This is a genomic window from Polaromonas sp. P1_E12, assembly GCF_056405975.1.
In genome coordinates this window covers 374,634-392,293 of sequence record NZ_JBFUBB010000004.1, presented here as the reverse complement: position 1 = coordinate 392,293, position 17,660 = coordinate 374,634, and the positions used below count along the sequence as shown (strand labels likewise).

18 protein-coding genes are annotated in these 17,660 nt (G+C 60.3%); 7 read left to right on the top strand and 11 right to left on the bottom strand.

All coding sequences use genetic code 11. The annotated features are described in order from the left end of the window. Positions 1-5: 5 nt before the first annotated feature. Complete coding sequence (locus AC1D13_RS14315; RefSeq protein WP_477689761.1) at positions 6-977, bottom strand: ABC transporter permease; 972 nt, start codon at positions 975-977, stop codon at positions 6-8. 464 nt (positions 978-1,441) lie between these two features. On the opposite strand from AC1D13_RS14315, the gene AC1D13_RS14310 reads away from it, so the two are divergent. Genes AC1D13_RS14310 through AC1D13_RS14300 form a run of 3 tightly spaced genes read left to right on the top strand, consistent with a single transcriptional unit; the run spans position 1,442 to position 4,541 of the window. Beyond that, on the top strand, positions 1,442-2,485 hold the full coding sequence (locus AC1D13_RS14310; RefSeq protein ID WP_477689760.1) for a porin: 1,044 nt from the start codon (positions 1,442-1,444) through the stop codon (positions 2,483-2,485). A 59-nt stretch (positions 2,486-2,544) separates the two neighbouring features. Then, on the top strand, positions 2,545-3,726 hold the full coding sequence (locus tag AC1D13_RS14305; protein WP_477689759.1) for an ABC transporter substrate-binding protein: 1,182 nt from the start codon (positions 2,545-2,547) through the stop codon (positions 3,724-3,726). 41 nt (positions 3,727-3,767) lie between these two features. Continuing rightward, a complete protein-coding gene (locus AC1D13_RS14300; RefSeq protein WP_457282000.1) occupies positions 3,768-4,541 on the top strand; it encodes an IclR family transcriptional regulator in 774 nt (257 codons plus the stop codon). A 36-nt stretch (positions 4,542-4,577) separates the two neighbouring features. Here AC1D13_RS14300 and AC1D13_RS14295 read toward each other — a convergent pair whose 3' ends face one another. From AC1D13_RS14295 to AC1D13_RS14275, 5 genes are all read right to left on the bottom strand, one after another. Next, positions 4,578-6,449, bottom strand: coding sequence for a CocE/NonD family hydrolase (locus AC1D13_RS14295; protein WP_457281999.1), 1,872 nt, complete (start codon positions 6,447-6,449; stop codon positions 4,578-4,580). 92 nt (positions 6,450-6,541) lie between these two features. Beyond that, positions 6,542-8,140, bottom strand: coding sequence for an ABC transporter substrate-binding protein (locus AC1D13_RS14290; protein WP_477689758.1), 1,599 nt, complete (start codon positions 8,138-8,140; stop codon positions 6,542-6,544). 259 nt (positions 8,141-8,399) lie between these two features. Then, on the bottom strand, positions 8,400-9,398 hold the full coding sequence (locus AC1D13_RS14285) for an aldo/keto reductase (RefSeq protein WP_477667751.1): 999 nt from the start codon (positions 9,396-9,398) through the stop codon (positions 8,400-8,402). Positions 9,399-9,458: 60 nt separating this feature from the next. After that, complete coding sequence (locus AC1D13_RS14280; RefSeq protein WP_477689757.1) at positions 9,459-9,857, bottom strand: MerR family transcriptional regulator; 399 nt, start codon at positions 9,855-9,857, stop codon at positions 9,459-9,461. Between the two features lie 99 nt (positions 9,858-9,956). After that, positions 9,957-10,394, bottom strand: coding sequence for a universal stress protein (locus AC1D13_RS14275; protein WP_457281995.1), 438 nt, complete (start codon positions 10,392-10,394; stop codon positions 9,957-9,959). A 154-nt stretch (positions 10,395-10,548) separates the two neighbouring features. Here AC1D13_RS14275 and AC1D13_RS14270 point away from each other — a divergent pair, with 154 nt between their 5' ends. Beyond that, positions 10,549-10,800, top strand: coding sequence for a hypothetical protein (locus AC1D13_RS14270; protein ID WP_431099316.1), 252 nt, complete (start codon positions 10,549-10,551; stop codon positions 10,798-10,800). Positions 10,801-10,821: 21 nt separating this feature from the next. On the opposite strand, the gene AC1D13_RS14265 is transcribed toward AC1D13_RS14270, so the two are convergent. Next, positions 10,822-11,241, bottom strand: a complete 420-nt coding sequence (locus tag AC1D13_RS14265) for a hypothetical protein (RefSeq protein ID WP_477689756.1) — start codon at positions 11,239-11,241, stop codon at positions 10,822-10,824. 148 nt (positions 11,242-11,389) lie between these two features. On the opposite strand from AC1D13_RS14265, the gene AC1D13_RS14260 reads away from it, so the two are divergent. Then, complete coding sequence (locus AC1D13_RS14260; RefSeq protein ID WP_477689755.1) at positions 11,390-11,959, top strand: DUF1439 domain-containing protein; 570 nt, start codon at positions 11,390-11,392, stop codon at positions 11,957-11,959. 25 nt (positions 11,960-11,984) lie between these two features. On the opposite strand, the gene AC1D13_RS14255 is transcribed toward AC1D13_RS14260, so the two are convergent. Both AC1D13_RS14255 and AC1D13_RS14250 read right to left on the bottom strand, forming a co-directional pair. Beyond that, on the bottom strand, positions 11,985-12,869 hold the full coding sequence (locus AC1D13_RS14255; RefSeq protein ID WP_477689754.1) for an NmrA family NAD(P)-binding protein: 885 nt from the start codon (positions 12,867-12,869) through the stop codon (positions 11,985-11,987). Between the two features lie 211 nt (positions 12,870-13,080). Next, complete coding sequence (locus AC1D13_RS14250; RefSeq protein ID WP_477667754.1) at positions 13,081-13,578, bottom strand: hypothetical protein; 498 nt, start codon at positions 13,576-13,578, stop codon at positions 13,081-13,083. A 225-nt stretch (positions 13,579-13,803) separates the two neighbouring features. Here AC1D13_RS14250 and AC1D13_RS14245 point away from each other — a divergent pair, with 225 nt between their 5' ends. Further along, complete coding sequence (locus AC1D13_RS14245; protein ID WP_457281990.1) at positions 13,804-14,982, top strand: NAD(P)/FAD-dependent oxidoreductase; 1,179 nt, start codon at positions 13,804-13,806, stop codon at positions 14,980-14,982. A gap of 95 nt (positions 14,983-15,077) precedes the next feature. On the opposite strand, the gene AC1D13_RS14240 is transcribed toward AC1D13_RS14245, so the two are convergent. Then, positions 15,078-16,094, bottom strand: coding sequence for an aldo/keto reductase (locus tag AC1D13_RS14240; protein ID WP_477689753.1), 1,017 nt, complete (start codon positions 16,092-16,094; stop codon positions 15,078-15,080). Between the two features lie 136 nt (positions 16,095-16,230). On the opposite strand from AC1D13_RS14240, the gene AC1D13_RS14235 reads away from it, so the two are divergent. Continuing rightward, a complete protein-coding gene (locus AC1D13_RS14235) occupies positions 16,231-17,160 on the top strand; it encodes a LysR family transcriptional regulator (RefSeq protein ID WP_477689752.1) in 930 nt (309 codons plus the stop codon). Here AC1D13_RS14235 and AC1D13_RS14230 read toward each other — a convergent pair. Further along, positions 17,120-17,644 carry a redoxin domain-containing protein gene (locus AC1D13_RS14230; RefSeq protein ID WP_457281987.1) on the bottom strand — a complete coding sequence of 175 codons (525 nt, stop codon included), beginning with the start codon at positions 17,642-17,644 and terminating at the stop codon, positions 17,120-17,122. The genes AC1D13_RS14235 and AC1D13_RS14230 overlap by 41 nt on opposite strands. Positions 17,645-17,660: the final 16 nt, after the last annotated feature.

Below are 17,660 nucleotides of genomic sequence, written 5' to 3'. Positions count from 1 at the left end.
CATTTTTATTTGCTGCGGGCTCTGAGCCGGGGATCAAGAATCACGTACAGGAGATCGACCAGAAGGTTGATGGAGACCACCAGAAGAACGGTGACCATCAGGTAGGCCACGACAACCGGCCTGTCGAGATGGAGGATCGAGTCAATGATGAGTTTGCCCATGCCCGGCCATGCAAAGACCGATTCGGTCACCACGGAGAAGGCAATGAGGTGACCGAACTCGAGCCCGACGGCGGTGACAACGGGGATCATCACATTCGGGGCAATGTGTCTCGCCAGGAGCCTTAACCCGGACACGCCTTTGGCGCGCGCAAACCGCACGTATTCCTGTTGCACCACATCGCGGGTTCCGGTCTCCGTCAGGCGGATCACCATGGCGATCTGGAATATCGCAAGTGTCGTTGCCGGAAGGATCATGTGCTTGAGGCCGTCCCACGTGAGGAAGCTGAAGGCGATGCCGAAGAGCTGTTCGGTGTCGCCTCGCCCGCCTGACGGAAGCCATCCGAGGTTCACCGAAAAGATGAGGATGAGGATGAGCCCCTTCCAGAACGTGGGAATGGTCACCCCCGCGATTGAAAATCCGGCAATGAGCTTGTGAACCCAGGAGTCCGGCATCAAGCCCGCGACGAGTCCGAGAGGGATACCGATGGCCAGCGCCAGTATCAGCGCGACAAACGCCATCTCCAGGGTTGCGGGCATGCGCTCCAGAACAATTCCCAGTGCCGGCCGGTTGAAGACAAACGATTTGCCAAGGTCTCCCTCGGCAGCGTGTTTCACAAACAGCGCGTATTGCTCGTAAATCGGCCGGTCCAGCCCAAGGCTGCGCGCCGCCGCCTCAACTTCTTCGGTAGAAGCATTCGGGCTGACAAGCAGGTGTATGGGATCGCCAATGAGGTGAATGCCCGTAAACGCGATGGCAGACATCAGCGCAACAACGACCAGGCTGTCGCGCATTCGCTGGAATATGGGGCCAAACATCAGATTGCGTCCTTATCACTGGCCGCGACAAGGGCCAACCCCTCATATCGCACGCCGCTTCGCTCGAGCCCGCGGCCTCCACCCGGGGAAGCCGCAACAGGCCCCCTATTGCACGTCACTTTCATCAAAAACTCCAGTCAGCGGGAGGCCTCCCGCCGATACGTCACGTTCGCACAACTGCTCGCAATTTAGAGGCCAACCAGTGCCCTTGCCAGCTTTCACCTTGTGCATTCGCGGCAACAGCGCCACGAAATTTCTTGACAGTCATCACCGCTTCATGATCTAGTTGTAACGCTGTTTGATACAGTGTATCGCTAGTCAATACAAAAAAGCAAGCGAGTTTTCAGGATTTATGACGGTCGGCGAGGAGGGAAGCAGGAAAGACCTGGGCGAATTTCGCCCGTGAACACCCATGCGGCGGCGAATGATTCGCCGCCATTTACAAAACTTTTCAGGAGTGAGAAATGAAATTGAAGATAGCCTGCCTGGCTGCGATTGGCGCCGGCGCAATAACCGCAATAGCCCCCGTCGCCGCGCTGGCGCAAAGCACGGTGACGATTTACGGGAGGATGGATACGAGCTTTGAGAACTCCAAGACCGGCTCTGTCACTCAGACTTTGATTACGGGCAACGCGTCCCGGTTCGGAGCCAAGGGGACCGAGGACCTGGGCGGAGGGCTGAAAGCACTCTTTGGCCTCGAGATGGGAATCTCTTCGGACACCGGAGCGTCAAGTTCGCCCGTCTACCGCAACTCTTACGTCGGCATCAGCGGCGACTTCGGTGTGGTCAATATCGGCCGCATCGACTCGGCCGCGCCCAGCCGCACGCCGATCTATGCGATCCTGGGCCGCAACGTGGAGTACGTCATCCACGATGCCGGCGCCACCGCGATTGGCACCTCCATCTTCAACGCGCGCACACGTGTCTCGAACGCCATCGGCTACGCCAGCCCGGTGATCAGCAACTTCGTCTTCCGCGCCGGCCACTACATGAACGGTGAAGGCCTGCCGGAAACCCCGGCCGGCCCGGTCCGCTTTGAGAGCGACTACAAGCAGACCGATGTCTCGCTGAGCTACGGTGAAGGCGGCGGCCCGCTGGGCCTGGGCGTCGGCTACGGAAGGGACAGCAAACGCGGCGGCGCCCTGCTCAATGATTTCAGGAACAAGTGGATGCTGGTGGGCTCCTACGACTTCGGCGATATCCGGGCCTGGGCGGTTTACAACCGTGACAACTTTCAGGGCAATGCGCTGTCGCGCAGCAAGGTGGCGGCGCAGATGATCGGCGCTTCGTGGGACATCACGCCCAGCAGCAAGGTCATGGCCAACTACATCCGCAAGGATGTGCAGAGCGACCCTGCGGGCAAGCTCAAGCGCTTCCAGGCGGGCTACTCCTACAAGATGAGCAACCGCACTTCGCTGTACGGCTTCTATGACCGCACGGACCCGAACAACCGCGTTGCCAATGACGTCATCCGCGTTTACGGCGTGGGCATTCAGCACAACTTCTGAGCGCCAGGAGCTGGCGTAACTAGCTGATACGCAAAGCCCGCCTCCGGCGGGCTTTTGTCATGGACAACAGGAACGCCCTGGACGGGCTCCATCATTTTGAAAGCATGGGTATGTCACTTAAACATTGGATCAGCACAGGCATCCTGGGAACAGTTTGTGCCGTTGCCTCATCCGCTCCGCAGGACATCGTGATCGGCCAGATCGGCCAGCTTAAAGATCCGAATTCCGCGGCAAGCCAGGTCAAGGTGGGCGTGCAACTGTATTTCGACGTCGTCAACGAGCGAGGTGGCGTTAACGGGGCGAAACTGAAACTTGTCACCAAAGACCGGGGACCGGACGGGACGGACTCAGTGGAAAAAACACGGGAAATCATCCAGGAAGAAAAGCCTGTTGCATTGATCGGATTTTCTGGAACTGCGCCTGTTGAAGCGCTGGTTCAGGAAAAGGTGCTGGCCGCGGCCGGCATTCCTTTGGTGGGGCCTCGAACGGGCGCCGTATCGCTTCATCAACCGGTGAACCCCTGGATTTTTCACACGCGTGCCAACTATGCCCAGGAGGTGCAAAAGATTGTGTCCCACATGAGCATCATCGGGCACAAGCGCATCGCCGTTCTCTACGAAAAGAGCCCGTTTGGCATTGAAGGTTACGACCGGGCGCTACACGCGATCAGGGGGAAAAACCTTCAGCTCTCGGGCAGTGCAAGCTACGAATACGGCACGACCAATGTCAGTGAAGCGGTCGCTACGATTCTCAAGGCCAAACCCGACGCGGTTATTTCGGTGGCGACGAGTGCTGCGACCGCCGAGTTCTACAAGAATTTTCGCCAGGGCGGAAGTTCGGCGTTTGTCGTAGCCCTTTCTGTCACCGACGGTGCCGCCGTCGTGAAAAGAATCGGCAAACAGGCCGCCTACGGCTTGGGCATAGCGCTGGTGGTGCCTGATCCCTCCAGCAAAACTTCCACACTCATCAGGGAGATACAGGAGGACCACAAGAAATTCGGCGTCCCGGGGTCTGATTTGAACCTGGCAGTGACCGAAGGCTACATTGCGGCCAGGGTGCTGACCGAAGGCCTGAAACGCGCCGGACCGAATCCCACTTCCGCAAAGCTGAAACGATCCCTGGAGTCGTTGAGGGATCTAAATCTCGGCGGATTCTCCGTCAACTTTTCCCCGACAAATCACTCAGGCTCGACTTATGTCGACGTCGTCGTACTAGGCCCTGACGGTAGAATGCTTCGCTAACTCAAACATACCCGTTGAAGCAAGCCAGCGGCAAGAAGGCAATGGACTATAACGTAGCGTCGGTAGATGAAGCACTCGGCTTATTGATGCTTGTAGCCCAGAATCCCGGCCTGGGTGTGACCGAGCTTTCCAAAAGATCGGGAATTACCAAAGCCAGGGCGTTCCGCCTTTTGAGCACGCTGGAGCGGCGCGGTTTCGTGCAGCGATCGGGTGATGCTGCGACCTACCATCTCGGCTACAACGCATTGCTTGTGGGGTTGGCTGCCGACGAACAGGTCAGCCTGGTCAGGCAGGCCAGCAAATATCTTCAGCAGCTGGCCAGCAAATTCAACGAGATTGTCCAGATCCGTGTCCGTGACGGCTTTGAATCCGTCTCTGTGGCCCGATGGGACTCTACGCACGATGTGCGCATCCATGGCTCTGTCGGCATGAGGCGGCCTCTTCACGGTGGCGCGTCGGGCAAAGTCCTGCTGGCCTATGCCCCCGCAGAGTTTTTGAACGACTTTTTCGCCCAGGACTTTCAGAAGTTCACCCCCAACACCATCGTTCAACGCGCTAAATGGAACGAGGAGCTGATCAAGATCCGCAAGCAGGGTTACGCCACTTCCCTGGGCGAAATCACGAATGAGGTGCTTTCCGTGGCGGCACCGGTGCGCGACGGAACATCAAAAGTCATCGCCGCAATGGCCATCTCCATTCCTTCAAGCCGCATCACGGCCAAAGGACTGGAAAAGCTGGCCAAGCCGCTGTGCGCGGCGGCCTACGACCTTTCGGTTGAGCTCGGTTATCGCCGCTCCGACGCCTCTGCCGATTAGCTGCAGCGCACCTGGTGGGGCGCGCTGCAGCCACCATTATTGAGAACGCTTCGGGATCACGGGAAGCACCACATGCGATGGATGCTGGCTGTTCATGTACACCTTGTTGAGCGCCGTTTTGCTCGTCGTCGCCTGCGCCTCGGGATCCCCGGTGTTCGGGTTGACGTCAAAGTGCGGAAAGTTGCTGCTCGAAATGTCCACCCGGATGCGATGCCCTGCCTTGAAAAGGTTGCTTGTCGGAAACGCCTCGATGCGGATGGGGTACACCGTTCCTGGCGTCATCAGCTCCGGGCGCTCCCATGAGTCCCTGTATCTCACCCGCAGAATCCCGTCGGTGAGGTTCATGGCGAAACCCTTTGGGTAGTCTTCGCTTTGCGGATACACATCGACCAGCTTGATGGTGAAGTCCGTGTCCGGGCAGTCGGAGGATATCCACAGGTTCGCCACCACCGGCCCTGTAATCTCAACATCCTCCACCAGCGGTTCGGTTGAAAAGGCAAGCACATCTTCACGGTCGGTCAGCGGGTAAAACGGTTCTGCGCAACCAAAGAAGCGCTCATCGGTCGTCTGGTCAAATGCACCGGCCAGTATTCCGGGCGGACGTGAAACCACGCTGCCGCCCAAGGTAGGAACCGGATTTTTGGGGTCGAACCGATACGCCAGCGCACCGTGATGCCTCTCTGGAAGAGAGGGGGACAGCGAACGATCAACGTGAAGATGGTAGGGCGTCCACTGCGTATCCGGAATCGGCCAGTCCTGCTCGGAACGCCAGGTTCCGCCGTGGTCAAGACGCCCCTCGCTGTTTTTCCTGCCGGAGCCGCCGCCCATCACGAACAGCCTCACGGTGCCGTTGTCTTCGGCGGCCGGAAGACCTTTGAGCCAGCGGTCAAACCATTTGAGGCGTGCCTTCAGAAAGCTTTCGGCAACGTGATGGCCAAAAGTGGATTCTTCGCCGAAATCCACATCGCCTGAATAGGTCAGCCACCTATTTCCGTGCACCCACGGGCCAAAGACAAGTTGCACCGGCGCGCTGAGTTTCTTGAGGCTGATGTAATTTTCGGCAGCGGTGCGCGTATAGACGTCATACCAGGAAGACATATGGACTGTCGCCACATTCTTGAGGTGATGGTAGAACCCCTCCGCATAAATTCCGGGCTGCTTCCAGTACGCATCAAACGTACCACGCTCCCATTGATCGAAGAGAAACTCTTCATATTCCGGTGCTTCCGAAAGCGGTGAGTTTCCACGGCGCCATGGCATTCTTCTGAACCAGTCGTCGACGTCGATATTCTTCAGAGTGCTGGCGACGGCCGTATTTTCCGATCGCTGGGCAATGCTCGATGCGAAGAGAACAGCCCACGCGGCCTGCTTTAACTCATACGCGCCGCCCTGCCGGATGCCGCTCTGATAGCCATTTGAAAACCCGCCGGAGTCGACATACATGGCCAGCAAGCCGGGTGCACCGGTAGATGCCAGGGCCATTTGCGTATGTGCCGCATAGGAAAGGCCCTTGGTCCCGATCCTGCCGTCGGACCAGGGTTGCCGCACGATCCAGTCACAGGTGTCATGGCCGTCGTTGGCCTCGCTCAGGTATTTCGTGAATGTGCCTTCGGACCCGTATCTGCCGCGGCAATCCTGGTACACAACGATATACCCCTGGGCAACAAAATACGTTGCCACCTCTTCGCGCGACCTGGGGCGCGCGCTCCCCGGTTCGCGTTCGGTGCGGCTTTCAAGGTGCTTCCCATAGGGAGTGCGTTCCATGATGACCGGGAGTGGTTTCGGATCTTCTCCCGCCTCTTGTCTCGGGCGATATATATCGGTCGAGAGCCTTACGCCGTCCCTCATCGGCACCATCACATTGCGTTCAATCACCACAGCAAGATTGCTGAACGTCGAGTCTTTCATTGATTACCCTGGTTCGGCTCGGATTGGAGCGCCACCGGTGCTGACACCAGCACCGGTGACCCCCTCACCTCACCCCTATTCGTTGATCTGTTTTACTTCGAAGCTGCGTCCTTGATGCCGTTGGCTATCGTGAACCCGTCACTTCGCGGGGACATGCTCAGGCCTTTGCGCAACCCCCACGCCACCTTCGCGTTATGCACCGGCACGATGGCAACGTCCTCCGCAGCAACCCTTGCGGCCGTTCGCAGCAACTCTTCGCGTTCCTTTTCACTCAATGTTTTTGACGCAGAGCGGATCGCCGCGTCAAACTCCTTGTTGCTGTACCGGCCATAGTTGTTGGCTCCGGTCCCCAGGGCCTTGTCAAAGGTATGGACAACGGCGGTGTAAGGCTCCAGCGAATCACCGAGAACCGCACCAATGCCACACATGGCCAGGCTGAATTCAGGCTCGCCACCAGCTCCGCCGCTTGTCGCCCGGGTAATAAAGTTGGCGTAGGGGAGTGTCCTTGTGTCGGTTTTTATCCCCGCCTGGGTCAACATCTGGGCAATTGCTTCGCAGACCCGTGCGTCGTTGAGGTACCGGTCATTGGTGCAGTGCAGAACCACCTTGAATCCGGAGGGGTAGCCTGCCTCGGTCAGCAAGGCTTTGGCCCGCGCCGTGTCCCCGGGCTGAAGCTTCAGTGCGGGCTCGTACCCAAAAAAGCCGGCGGGAACGATCTGCGTCGCTGGTTCCGCATCGCCTTTCATGACGAACTTGTTAATGGCGTCCCTGTTAATGGCCACTGTGATGGCCTGGCGGACTCTTTTGTCCTGGAACGGGTTCTTGGCCAGCGGTTTCCCGTCATGACTGGTGACATAAGGCGAAACCGCCCGAAATTCATCCATGGCCAGGTAGTTGAGTAGATAGGAGGTCGTAGAGACCACCGACACCTTGCCGCTTTTCTTCAAGGTCTCGGTCAAGCTACCGGCAGCGCCATCAATGACATCGACACTTCCGCCCAGCATTGCCGCCGCTCTCGCCGGTTCTTTCGGTATTAATTGGTAAATCACTTTTGACCAGGCCGGTTTTGAGCCCCAGTACGCGTCGTTGCGTGTCATGGTCACTTGCTGGCTTGGAATGAGTCCTGCGTACTTGAAGGGACCGGTGCCCACCGCCGCCTTGCCGTTCTCGAAGTCTTCCTCCTTGATCTCCGCCCCGCTTCCTTTCGAAAGAATGGCTACGAGACCTACGTTTTCAGGCAGAGTGGGCGCGGCTTCCTTCGTCTTGATGATGACTGTCAGCGGATCCTGGACCCGAACGCTGTCGACCGCTCTCAAATACGTCTTGAATGTTTTCGGGCCGGCCAGCGCCCTGGCCCTGTCCAGCGAGAACTTCACATCGTTGGCCGTCATCGGTTCGCCGTTGTGAAATTTGACGCCGGGGCGCAACTTGAATTCCCATTGTTTTTCGTCTATCGCCTTCCAGGACAAGGCCAGCAGAGGAATGGGATGCAGCTTTTCATCCTGGCCAATCAGAGAGTCGTAGACGTTCATCCAGACGCCACGATTTGCGGCGCCCAGAACATGGGGATCGGCAGAAGTGACTTCGGCCTTGAACCCGATCCGCAAATCGGCAGCTGACGTCATACCCGAAAGCGTCACAGCCATAGCAGCCGCCAGCAACCGGCGGGGACAAGTTAGTGCGATTCCCATTCTGAAGCTCCATGAAGTTAGGCCAGGCCTTTTACGGCAAGGCAAATACAAATGTATCGTTGAATGATACATCGTATTGTTGTACGATACAACAACTCCGGAATTTTCGCTGTACCGGCCTTACAGAATCATCAGGCGGCGAGGGACTTTTGACCAGAGGGAACACAGAACCGGGTCGCTTCACGGAATAGAACTCTATGGCCCAGGTTCAACGCAGGCGGAGCCCGCTGGCTTGCCCCCATAAGGATGTCAGCCTGTGTCACGCATTGACCGTGCCCAGAAACGACGCGGGGTAACGCAATCCGGCGGCTGCGTCGGGCGGAAAGGCCTTGTCGAGCTGGACCAGCTCGGCCGGGCTCAGCGTGACGTCGAGTGCGGCGATGTTCTGGTCGAGGTAGCTGCGGCGCTTGGTGCCGGGGATGGGAATGATGTCGTCGCCCTGCGCCAGTACCCAGGCAAGCGCCACTTGCGAGGTGGTGACGCCCTTGGCCGCGGCCAGGTCCTTGACGGCATCCACCAGGGCCAGGTTGCGCTGGAAATTCTCTTCGGCAAAACGCGGCGAAAACTTGCGACGATAGTCGTCGGCGGGCAGGTCTTCAGGTTTGCTGAAGGCGCCGGTCAGGAAACCGCGGCCCAGCGGCGAATAGGGGACAAAGGCCACGCCATGCTCACGGCAGGCGGCCAGGGCGCCGGTGACTTCGGGGTCGCGCGTCCACAGCGAATATTCACTCTGAAGCGCGGCGATGGGATGCACCTTGCAGGCACGCGCCAGCGTGGCGGCCGAGGCTTCGGACAAACCCAGATAGCGCACCTTACCGGCTTTCACCAGCTCGGCCATGGCGCCGACGGTGTCTTCAATGGGCACGGTCTTGTCGACGCGGTGCTGGTAGTAAAGATCGATCTGCTCTACGCCCAGACGCTGCAGGCTGGCGTCGCAGCTGGCCTTGACGTATTCAGGCCGGCCGTTGACGCCGCGCGCCGCTTCATTGGCCGGGTCACGCGTGATGCCGAACTTGGTCGCGATGAACACGTCCTTGCGGCGGCCGGCGATGGCCTTGCCGATCAGCAGTTCATTGGTGTGCGGGCCATAGATGTCGGCGGTGTCGAGGAAATTCAGGCCCTGGTCCAGCGCATGGTGAAGGGTGGCGATGGACTCGGCGTCGTTGCGGTTGCTGTAGAAGTCGCTCATCCCCATGCAGCCGAGGCCGATGGCGGAGACGGGAGGGCCGTTGCGGCCGAGGGTGCGGGTTTTGATCATGGTGTTTTCGTCCTTTGAGATGGAAGGTGAAGTGGATGGTGAAAACGGCTCCAGAAGGGCTCACGCGCGCTTGGGTTCGGTGCGCATGTCCTCATAGAGACGGATTTTTTTGCGGATGTAGGCCAGGGTTTCGCGCTGGGTGCGTATCTCGGCTTCCAGGCGCTCGGCATGGTCTTCGAGCAGGGTCTGGCGCTCGGCCAGGCTGGCGGCGGAGGAGTTGCCTTTGCGCAGCAGCTGGGCATAACGCTGCATGTCACGCATGGACATGCCGGTGGCGCGCAGGCGCACCAGGAAGTCGAGCCAGCGCATGTCGGCGTCGCTGTAGCGCCGCGCGCCGCTGCGCCGGCCTATGGGGGCGATGAGGCCGATCTGCTCGTAGTAGCGCAGGGTGTAGGCACTGAGGCCTGAGGCTTCCGCGGCTTCGGCGATGCTTAAAGAGACGGTGAGAGCGGTAGTCATGTGGGGACTGTAAAACTTCGAGCGCACTCTAAGTCAAGCCCTCTTTGGAAACCCTTTTGTTGACCGGCCGATTGGGGCGGCCCGGACCCGCGCCTTGCCTCAGCGGGGAATCACCACCAACACACTACAGGGCGCGTGTGCGATCAGCGATTTGGATACCGAGCCGCGCCACCAACGCGCGGCCCAGCCTTCGAGGTGCTTGTGACCGACCACAATCAGGTCGGCGTCTGTTTGTTTGGCGTACCTCGCGATTTCATCGACGGTTTCGCCGTACAACACCTCGCCGCCGGCCTCATGGCCTGACTCCAGCAACTGGCGCAAGCCGTCGTTGAGGATGCCCTGGTATCTTTCCCTGTCCTGGTCGGCGACGCTTTGTTCATAGATCACGCCTTCAGCGGCGACCACCTGCCGCTGCAGGGGGGTGACGGCAATCAGCGTCAATGCCGCCCCGCTCCACTGCGCGATCTCGCGGCAGTCCAGCAGCGCTTTTTGGCCCGATTGGGAACCGTCGTAAGCCAGCAAAATTCGCTTGTACATGATGTATCTCCCGAATGAAGTGACTGGGCAATTCAAGAATAGGCCTGCTGCCTGTGCCGGTCAAATGATCGCCCCAGCGCCAACAGGGTCGCCTCATTTTGCGCAGCCCCGCACCGGCGACAATCGGGGTCAACAACCGATTCCAAAGCAGCCCATGACCCAAGACCCCAACCGCGCCAGTGAACTCAAGAAAATGGAGTTGTGCGACTCCTGCGCCGGCATACAGCGCAACTGGCGCAAGGCGCCGGGCCACCCGGAACTGGTGCAGGGCGACCCCCGCCATGAAACCCGCCGCCATGGGCTGATCACCATCACCCGCTACAAGTGCGACCGCTGCGGCACGGCCTGGGAATATGAGAACGACAAGACCAACCAGAAGGCCGGCTGGTCGGTGGTGGGCCGCTAAGGCGACTCAACCGCAGGCGGCTTACCGCTCTGCGTTGGCGCGCTTGATGAGCGCATCGCACTCGGCGCGAAGCTTCTGCAGCTTGGCCTTCTCAGCATGAAAAACCTTGTCATCGAGCGTGCGGACCGCCTTCATGCCGGAAAGGTCGGCCAGGTAAGACGCTTTTTCAAGCCCGTTTTTGCAAGGCCGGAATTGATCAAACGGATCAGGCCCTTCCTTGGCCGCAGGCCACTGCTTGCGCTGCCCGTCCAGCGCGGCCTGGGTCAGGCGCAGTCGCTGGGCGTACTTCATGGCTTCGGGCTCCATAGCCCCGATGGCGTATTCATTGAGGACACGCTGCGACCTGATCGCCAGGGCCAGCGCATCCTGCTCGCTCTTGGTGGCTTGCGCCGTCGCCAGCGTGGCGGCCGGAAACAGCAGGAAGGTGAAAAGCATTCGCATCAGGCCGACCATACAGGAATATCAAACCGCGCCCCGCTGTTGCCGGCAGCTTAACCTTCATCGGTTGAACGCTGACCCTGATGCGGGCTTTTGAATGACATGTGCGGCGGAATGCCAGGCGCATTATTCCTGGGTGAAAGGACAATGAATGAAACGAAGACTGCTTCTTGCCACCACCGCACGGCTGTGCCTGGGTGGCGCTGTGTATTTCACCCTGACGGGCGCACAGGCCCAGCCCAGCTACACCGTCAGCATGGCCCAGCTGCAGGACGCGGTGGCAAAACGCTTTCCCGTGCGCAAACGCGCCAACGGCCTGCTGGACATGACCGTGCAGGCGCCGCAGCTGCGCCTGCTGCCCGAACAGAACCGGCTGGGCGCCACCATGGCGGTGGAAGCCGCCGGCCCTGCGCTGCAGCGCGCCTACCCCGGCACCTTTGACCTGGACTTTGCGCTGCGCTACGAAGCCAGCGACATGACCATACGCGCGCACCAGCTGCGCGTGAACACCTTGCAGTTTGAGGGCCTGCCCCCGCAGGCATCGATGCTGGTGTCAGGCTACGGCCCGCAACTGGCTGAACAGGCGCTGCAGGGCGCCGTGCTGCATTCACTCAACCCGCAGGACCTGGCATTGCCCAACAGCATGGGCGTGCAGCCGAGCAGCATCACCGTGACGGCGCAAGGGCTCGTGATTGAGTTTGTGAACAAGCCGTTGAGCTGAGCCAGCAGACCGCCGCGGTAGTGCGCTAGCGGCGCTGCTCGCCCACCAGCGCCTGCACATACGCGCGCAGCGAGGTACGACCGCGGACAGGTGCATCGGGCACGGTGTAATGCCGGTCCAGCGTGATTCCCGTCATTGCCGCATACGACCTGGCCGCGGCAGTTGAAAAGCCCATGGCCCTGAAGGCCTCTTCCCATTTCTCGCGCGGCGCAGCACGCACCGAGACGGGTTTTTGCAGCGCCTCTTCAAAGGCCGCGGCAACATCGCCTGCGCTGTACTGCTCTGGCCCTTCAACATGAAAGAGGCCGGTTTTGCCGGCGGGCTCGGTCATCAGGCGCGCGGCGAACTCACCCAGATCTTGCGGCGCCACCATGGGCAGCTTGAAGTCCGCCGGGTACATGGAGTCGATCACACCTTCATCCTGCGCGGTCTTCAGCGCCGCGTCCCAGTTGCTCATGTAGTAGGCCGCGCGTATCACGCTGAACGGCACGGCTTGTGCCTCCAGGGCTTTTTCCATGTCGTAAAGAATGCCGAGATCGCCTGCGCGCTGGACGGGCTGCGCGCCATAGGTGGACTCGGCCACGATCTTCTCGAAGCGTGTACCTTGCAGTGCCTCAATGATGGACATCACCGTGCTGCGCTCTTCGGCATCGGTGTCGGTTGAGGGAGCCGCCGGCGGATTAAGCAGAAAAAGCCGCGTGCCTTGCTGGAAGACCTTGCGCAGCGACGGTACATCGTGGGCGTCGGCAACAGCGACCTTCGCCCGTTGGGGCACGTCGTTTTTTGCCTTGCCGACCCGGCCGGATTTTTTGGGGTCGTGGGTGACGATGGTGACGGGCTCGCCCGCACCGATAAGGCGTTTGACCAGCGCCGAGCCGACGTGTCCTGTTCCGCCAAGAATGATGTGCATGGGAATCTCCTGGTGTCAAAAGTTCCATGCTCGAGGCAGGCGAGGCTCCTCAGTGACAGCCACTGGAGCCCTGGAAAGTCGGAATGCGCTGACAAGGGACAAGGAAGGGCTGCGACGCGTGCGGTCACAAGGAGACAGGCAAAAAAAGACAGGCCTCAGCCTGTCTTTTTGGATCAGCGGGTATCAGCGGGCATATGACCCGCGTTGCCGCTTACTTGGTGCCGGCTGCCTTGACGTCGGTCTTGGCTTCTGCCTTGACTGCGCTGGTGTCGACCGCAGCGTTGGCCTTGTCGGCGGCGGCTTTGGCCTTCACGGTATCAACCTTGGCATTGGCATCGATGGCAACGCCGGCTGCTTTGGCATCTGCCTTGGTGGTGGCCTTTTCAGCTTTCGTGGTGGCCTTGGCTTTGTCGTCAGCATCTGCCTTCTCAACCTTGGCTTCGGCCTTGACCTTGGCTTTAGCGGCCTTGGCATCTGCCTTGGCGGTTTTCGCCGCGGCTTTCTCTTCAGCCTTCACCACTTTGGCATCGGCCTTGGCGTCAACCTTGGCTTCGCTTTTCACGGCGGCTGCCACAGACTTGTCGGCCTTGGCTTCAGCCTTGCTGGCAACCGGAGCGGTTTGCGTGGACGATTCGACAGGTGCCGGTGTTTGTGCAGAAGCAATGCCGACAAACAGGGTAGCAATAAGAGTAGAGAGCAATTTGTTCATGAGAGAGTCCTTTGAATGGATGGATGGATGGATGATTGAAATTATTGATATCACGTAGCCCGTGTTCAACGGGATGGGGTGCGGCACTGTTGACCGGGCATACACACCGTTGCACAACACACCTGCGCCTTACATCGCTTGTCGCTGTATGACGACAATACCGCCCCGTTTCGCGCTGGCCTGTAGGATGTGGCGCTTCCACTGTGTAATGAATGAAGCACCAGCATGAACCCCGCAACATCCGCACAAAAGATCGTCATCGTCGGTGGCGGCGTGATCGGCAGCGCCATCGCCTATTTTTTGGCGATGCACCCGCGTTTTGACGGCAGCATCACTGTCGTCGAGCGTGACCCCACGTATGCGCAAGCCTCTTCAGCGCTGTCGGCCAGCTCGATTCGCCAGCAGTTTTCACAGCCGGTGAACATTGCGGTGTCGCAGTTCGGCATTGATTTTTTACGCAACATCAAACAGTACCTGGCCGTCGATGGTGATGTGCCTGATATTGGTTTGACCGAGCGCGGCTATTTGTACCTTGCCACTGAAGCCGGCGCGGCCACGCTGCAAGAGAATCATGCGACACAGCGCGCAGCCGGTGTGGATGTGATGCTGATGACACCTGCCGAGCTGCAGCAGCGCTTTGCGTGGCTGCAGGTGGACGACCTGGCGCTGGCGTCGCTCGGCCTTTCGGGCGAAGGCTGGTTTGACGGCTATGGTTTGCTGATGGCCTTCAAGCAAAAAGCGCGCAGCCTGGGTGTGCAGTATGTGAAGGCCGAGGCCACGGCCTTCGCGCACAGCAACGGCCGCGTGAGCGCCGTGATACTGCAAGGCGGCGCGCAGCTGCCGTGCGACTGGGCCGTGAATGCGGCAGGCGCATGGGCGCGGCCGCTGCTGGCCGGCACAGGCCTTGACCTGCCGGTGTATGGCCGCAAGCGCTGTGTGTATGCATTTGCCAGCCCCGCGAAGACGCCCGACTGCCCGCTGGTGATTGACCCGAGCGGTTTGTGGTTTCGGCCCGAAGGCGACATCTGGATTTGCGGTCTGCCGCCGGCGCAAGACCACAACGATGTGCCGCTCGATGTGGACTACGACCTTTTTGACGAAGCCTGGCTGACACTGGCCAACCGCGTGCCGGGCTTTGAGGCCGTGCGCATGCAGCGCGCCTGGGCCGGCTACTACGAATACAACACGCACGACCACAACGCGCTGCTGGGCCCGCATCCGGCCTTGCCGAATTTGCTGTTGGCCAATGGCTTCAGTGGGCACGGGCTGCAGCAGTCGCCGGCGGTGGGGCGGGGCCTGGCGGAGTGGATTGCCGAAGGCGGCTACACCAGCCTGGACTTGTCGCCGCTGGCGGCGCAGCGGCTGGTGGAAGGGCGTGCGTTGGTAGAAAAGAACGTGATTTAAGTTTCACGTCTCTCGTTTTCACGCCGGCGGTTGCTCCTGAATTGATAGCCGCTTGCGCTCTACCTGTATGGGTTGCAGGCTAATTTTGCATCAATTTACGCCTGCTTCTCGCTGTCCAGGTGGCCCATCTGGTAGGCGTCGTAGCGTGTGCCGGCCACCGCGTCGGCGGGCAGCGCGGCTTCAATGCGCTGCAGGTCTTCGGCGCCGAGCTGAAGTTTCAACGCGCCCAGCGCTTCATCAAGCTGGCCCGGCTTGCGGGAACCGACCAGCGCCACCATGTCGACACCCAGGGCCTTGCCGCGTGCGATGACCCAGGCAATCGCTATCTGTGATGCTGTGGCGCCCATGCCGGTGGCCAGCTGGTGCAATACATCAACGAGCTGCTGGTTCTTCACCGCGTTGTCGCCGGTAAAGCGCGGCAGGTGGGCGCGGAAGTCACCAGGCCCCGTGGGTTTGGAGCCCGACAGCAAACCGCGTGACAGCACGCCGTAGGGCGTGACACCGATGCCCAGCTGCTTGAGCGCGGGAAAGATTTCCGCCTCGGGGCCGCGGCTGATCAGCGAATATTCAATCTGCAAATCGCTGATGGGGTGCACGGCGTGCGCCTTGCGGATGGTCTGCACGCCGACTTCGCTGAGGCCGATGTGGCGCACGTAACCGGCTTTCACCATGTCGGCCATCGCGCCTATGGTGTCTTCGATCGGCACGTTCGGGTCGAGCCGCGCGATGCGGTAGATGTCGATGTGGTCGGTGCCCAGGCGCTGCAACGTGTAGGCCAGGAAGTTCTTCACCGCTTCGGGCCGGCCGTCCATGCCGATCCAGCCGGCAGACGGGTCGCGCAGCGCGCCGAACTTGACGGAAATCAGCGCTTCATCGCGCCGGCCTTTCAGCGCCCGGCCGATCAGCATCTCGTTGTGGCCCATGCCGTAAAAGTCGCCGGTGTCGATGAGGTTGACGCCTGCGTCGAGCGCGGCATGGATGGTGGCGATGCTTTGCGCCTCGTCGTGGGCGCCGTACATGCCCGACATACCCATGGCGCCCAGGCCAATGGCCGAGACGGATTGCGGGCCGCGAAAGCCCAGGCGGGTGGAAGACAGGATGTTGGTGGTCATGGGGAGCCTTTTCATAAAAAGTGAATCAATGCATGGATGGGCAGGTGAATGAACTGTATTGGTTTGAATAAAAAGAATAAACTGCCTTTAATTGAAATAACTGTTATCCATTTAAAGAACAATAAGGCCAGTAATCATGAGTGTTGATCGCTACAGGGCGATGGAAGTCTTTACCCGCGTGGTGGACCTTGGCAGCTTTACTGCGGCAGCCACAGCGCTGCACATGCCCAAAGCCAGAGTGACGACGGTGGTGCAGGAACTCGAAGCGCACCTGGGAGTGCGCCTGCTGAACCGCACCACGCGCACCTTGAGCCTGACAGACGACGGCGCGCTGTACCACCAGCGCGCGCAGGCCATGGTGCAGGACATGGGCGAGCTGGAAGGCACGCTGCGCCGCGCAGTGGCCACGCCGGCCGGGCGGCTGCGGGTGGATGTGCCGGCGGCGGTGGGCCGCCACGTGATCTCACCGGCGTTGCCGGAGTTTTTCAAACGCTACCCCGACATGGTGCTGGAACTGGGTAGTACCGACAGGCCGGTGGACCTGGTGGCTGAAGGCGTGGACTGCGTGATTCGCGGCGGTCTGGTGCACGACGAGACGCTGGTGGCGCGGCCGCTGGGCCGGCTGAAGGTGGTGACCTGCGCCGCGCCTTCTTACCTGGCGCAGTACGGCACACCGCAGACGCTGGAAGACCTGGAACAGCACCGCTTCGTGAACTTTCATTCTGCCAAGACCGGCCGGGTGTTTCCGTTCGAGTTTTCCAGGGACGGCGACGTGCGGCAGATTCACCGTCCGCACTGGGTCAGTTGCAACGACGCCGACAGCCACATGGGTGCGGTGCTGGCCGGGCTGGGTTTGTCACAGCCGCCGCTGACACGCCGCACCTGCGCGCTGCTGGCCAGCGGCGAACTGGTGCGCGTGCTGCCCGACTGGCAGCCCGAAGCGCTGCCGATGATGGTGCTGTACCCGCGCAACCGTCACCTGACGGCCAAGGTGTGCGCCTTTGCCGACTGGGTGGCCGAGGTGTTCAAGGCGGAGTTCGCCGCGGGGGCGAAACTGTATTCGTGACTTCGCTAGCCGTCTCGGCAAGCAGTTGCCCTATGGCCGAACCGACGGCCAGATCGTTCAGGTGCCCGAAGTGGTTCAGCCGCAAATGGCCCTGCCTGTCGATCAGCACCAGGCTGGGTGTGCCGCGCAACTGATAAGCCGCCATGGTTTGCGGGATAGGGCCGTCAGTTGCAGGCAAGTCCGCGCCGATGGGAAAACGCAGACGCTGCTCATGCACAAATACCTGCAGCGCCTCATGGTTCATCACGCGGTGATGCTCGAACACGGTGTGGACGCCGATGACGGCAACCGACGCTTCGGGAAATGCCTGGCGTATCGCTACGGCCTGCGGCAGGCCGTGGCTCACGCAGGCCGGGCACAACATCTGGAAGGCGTGCATGACGATGACCTTGCCGCGCAGGGATTCGAGGGTAATGGGCGACGGTGTGTTGAGCCAGTGCGCGATGTGCCATGCGGGTGCGGGAGAATAATTTTTGGTTTGCATGAAGGCTTTCAAAAAT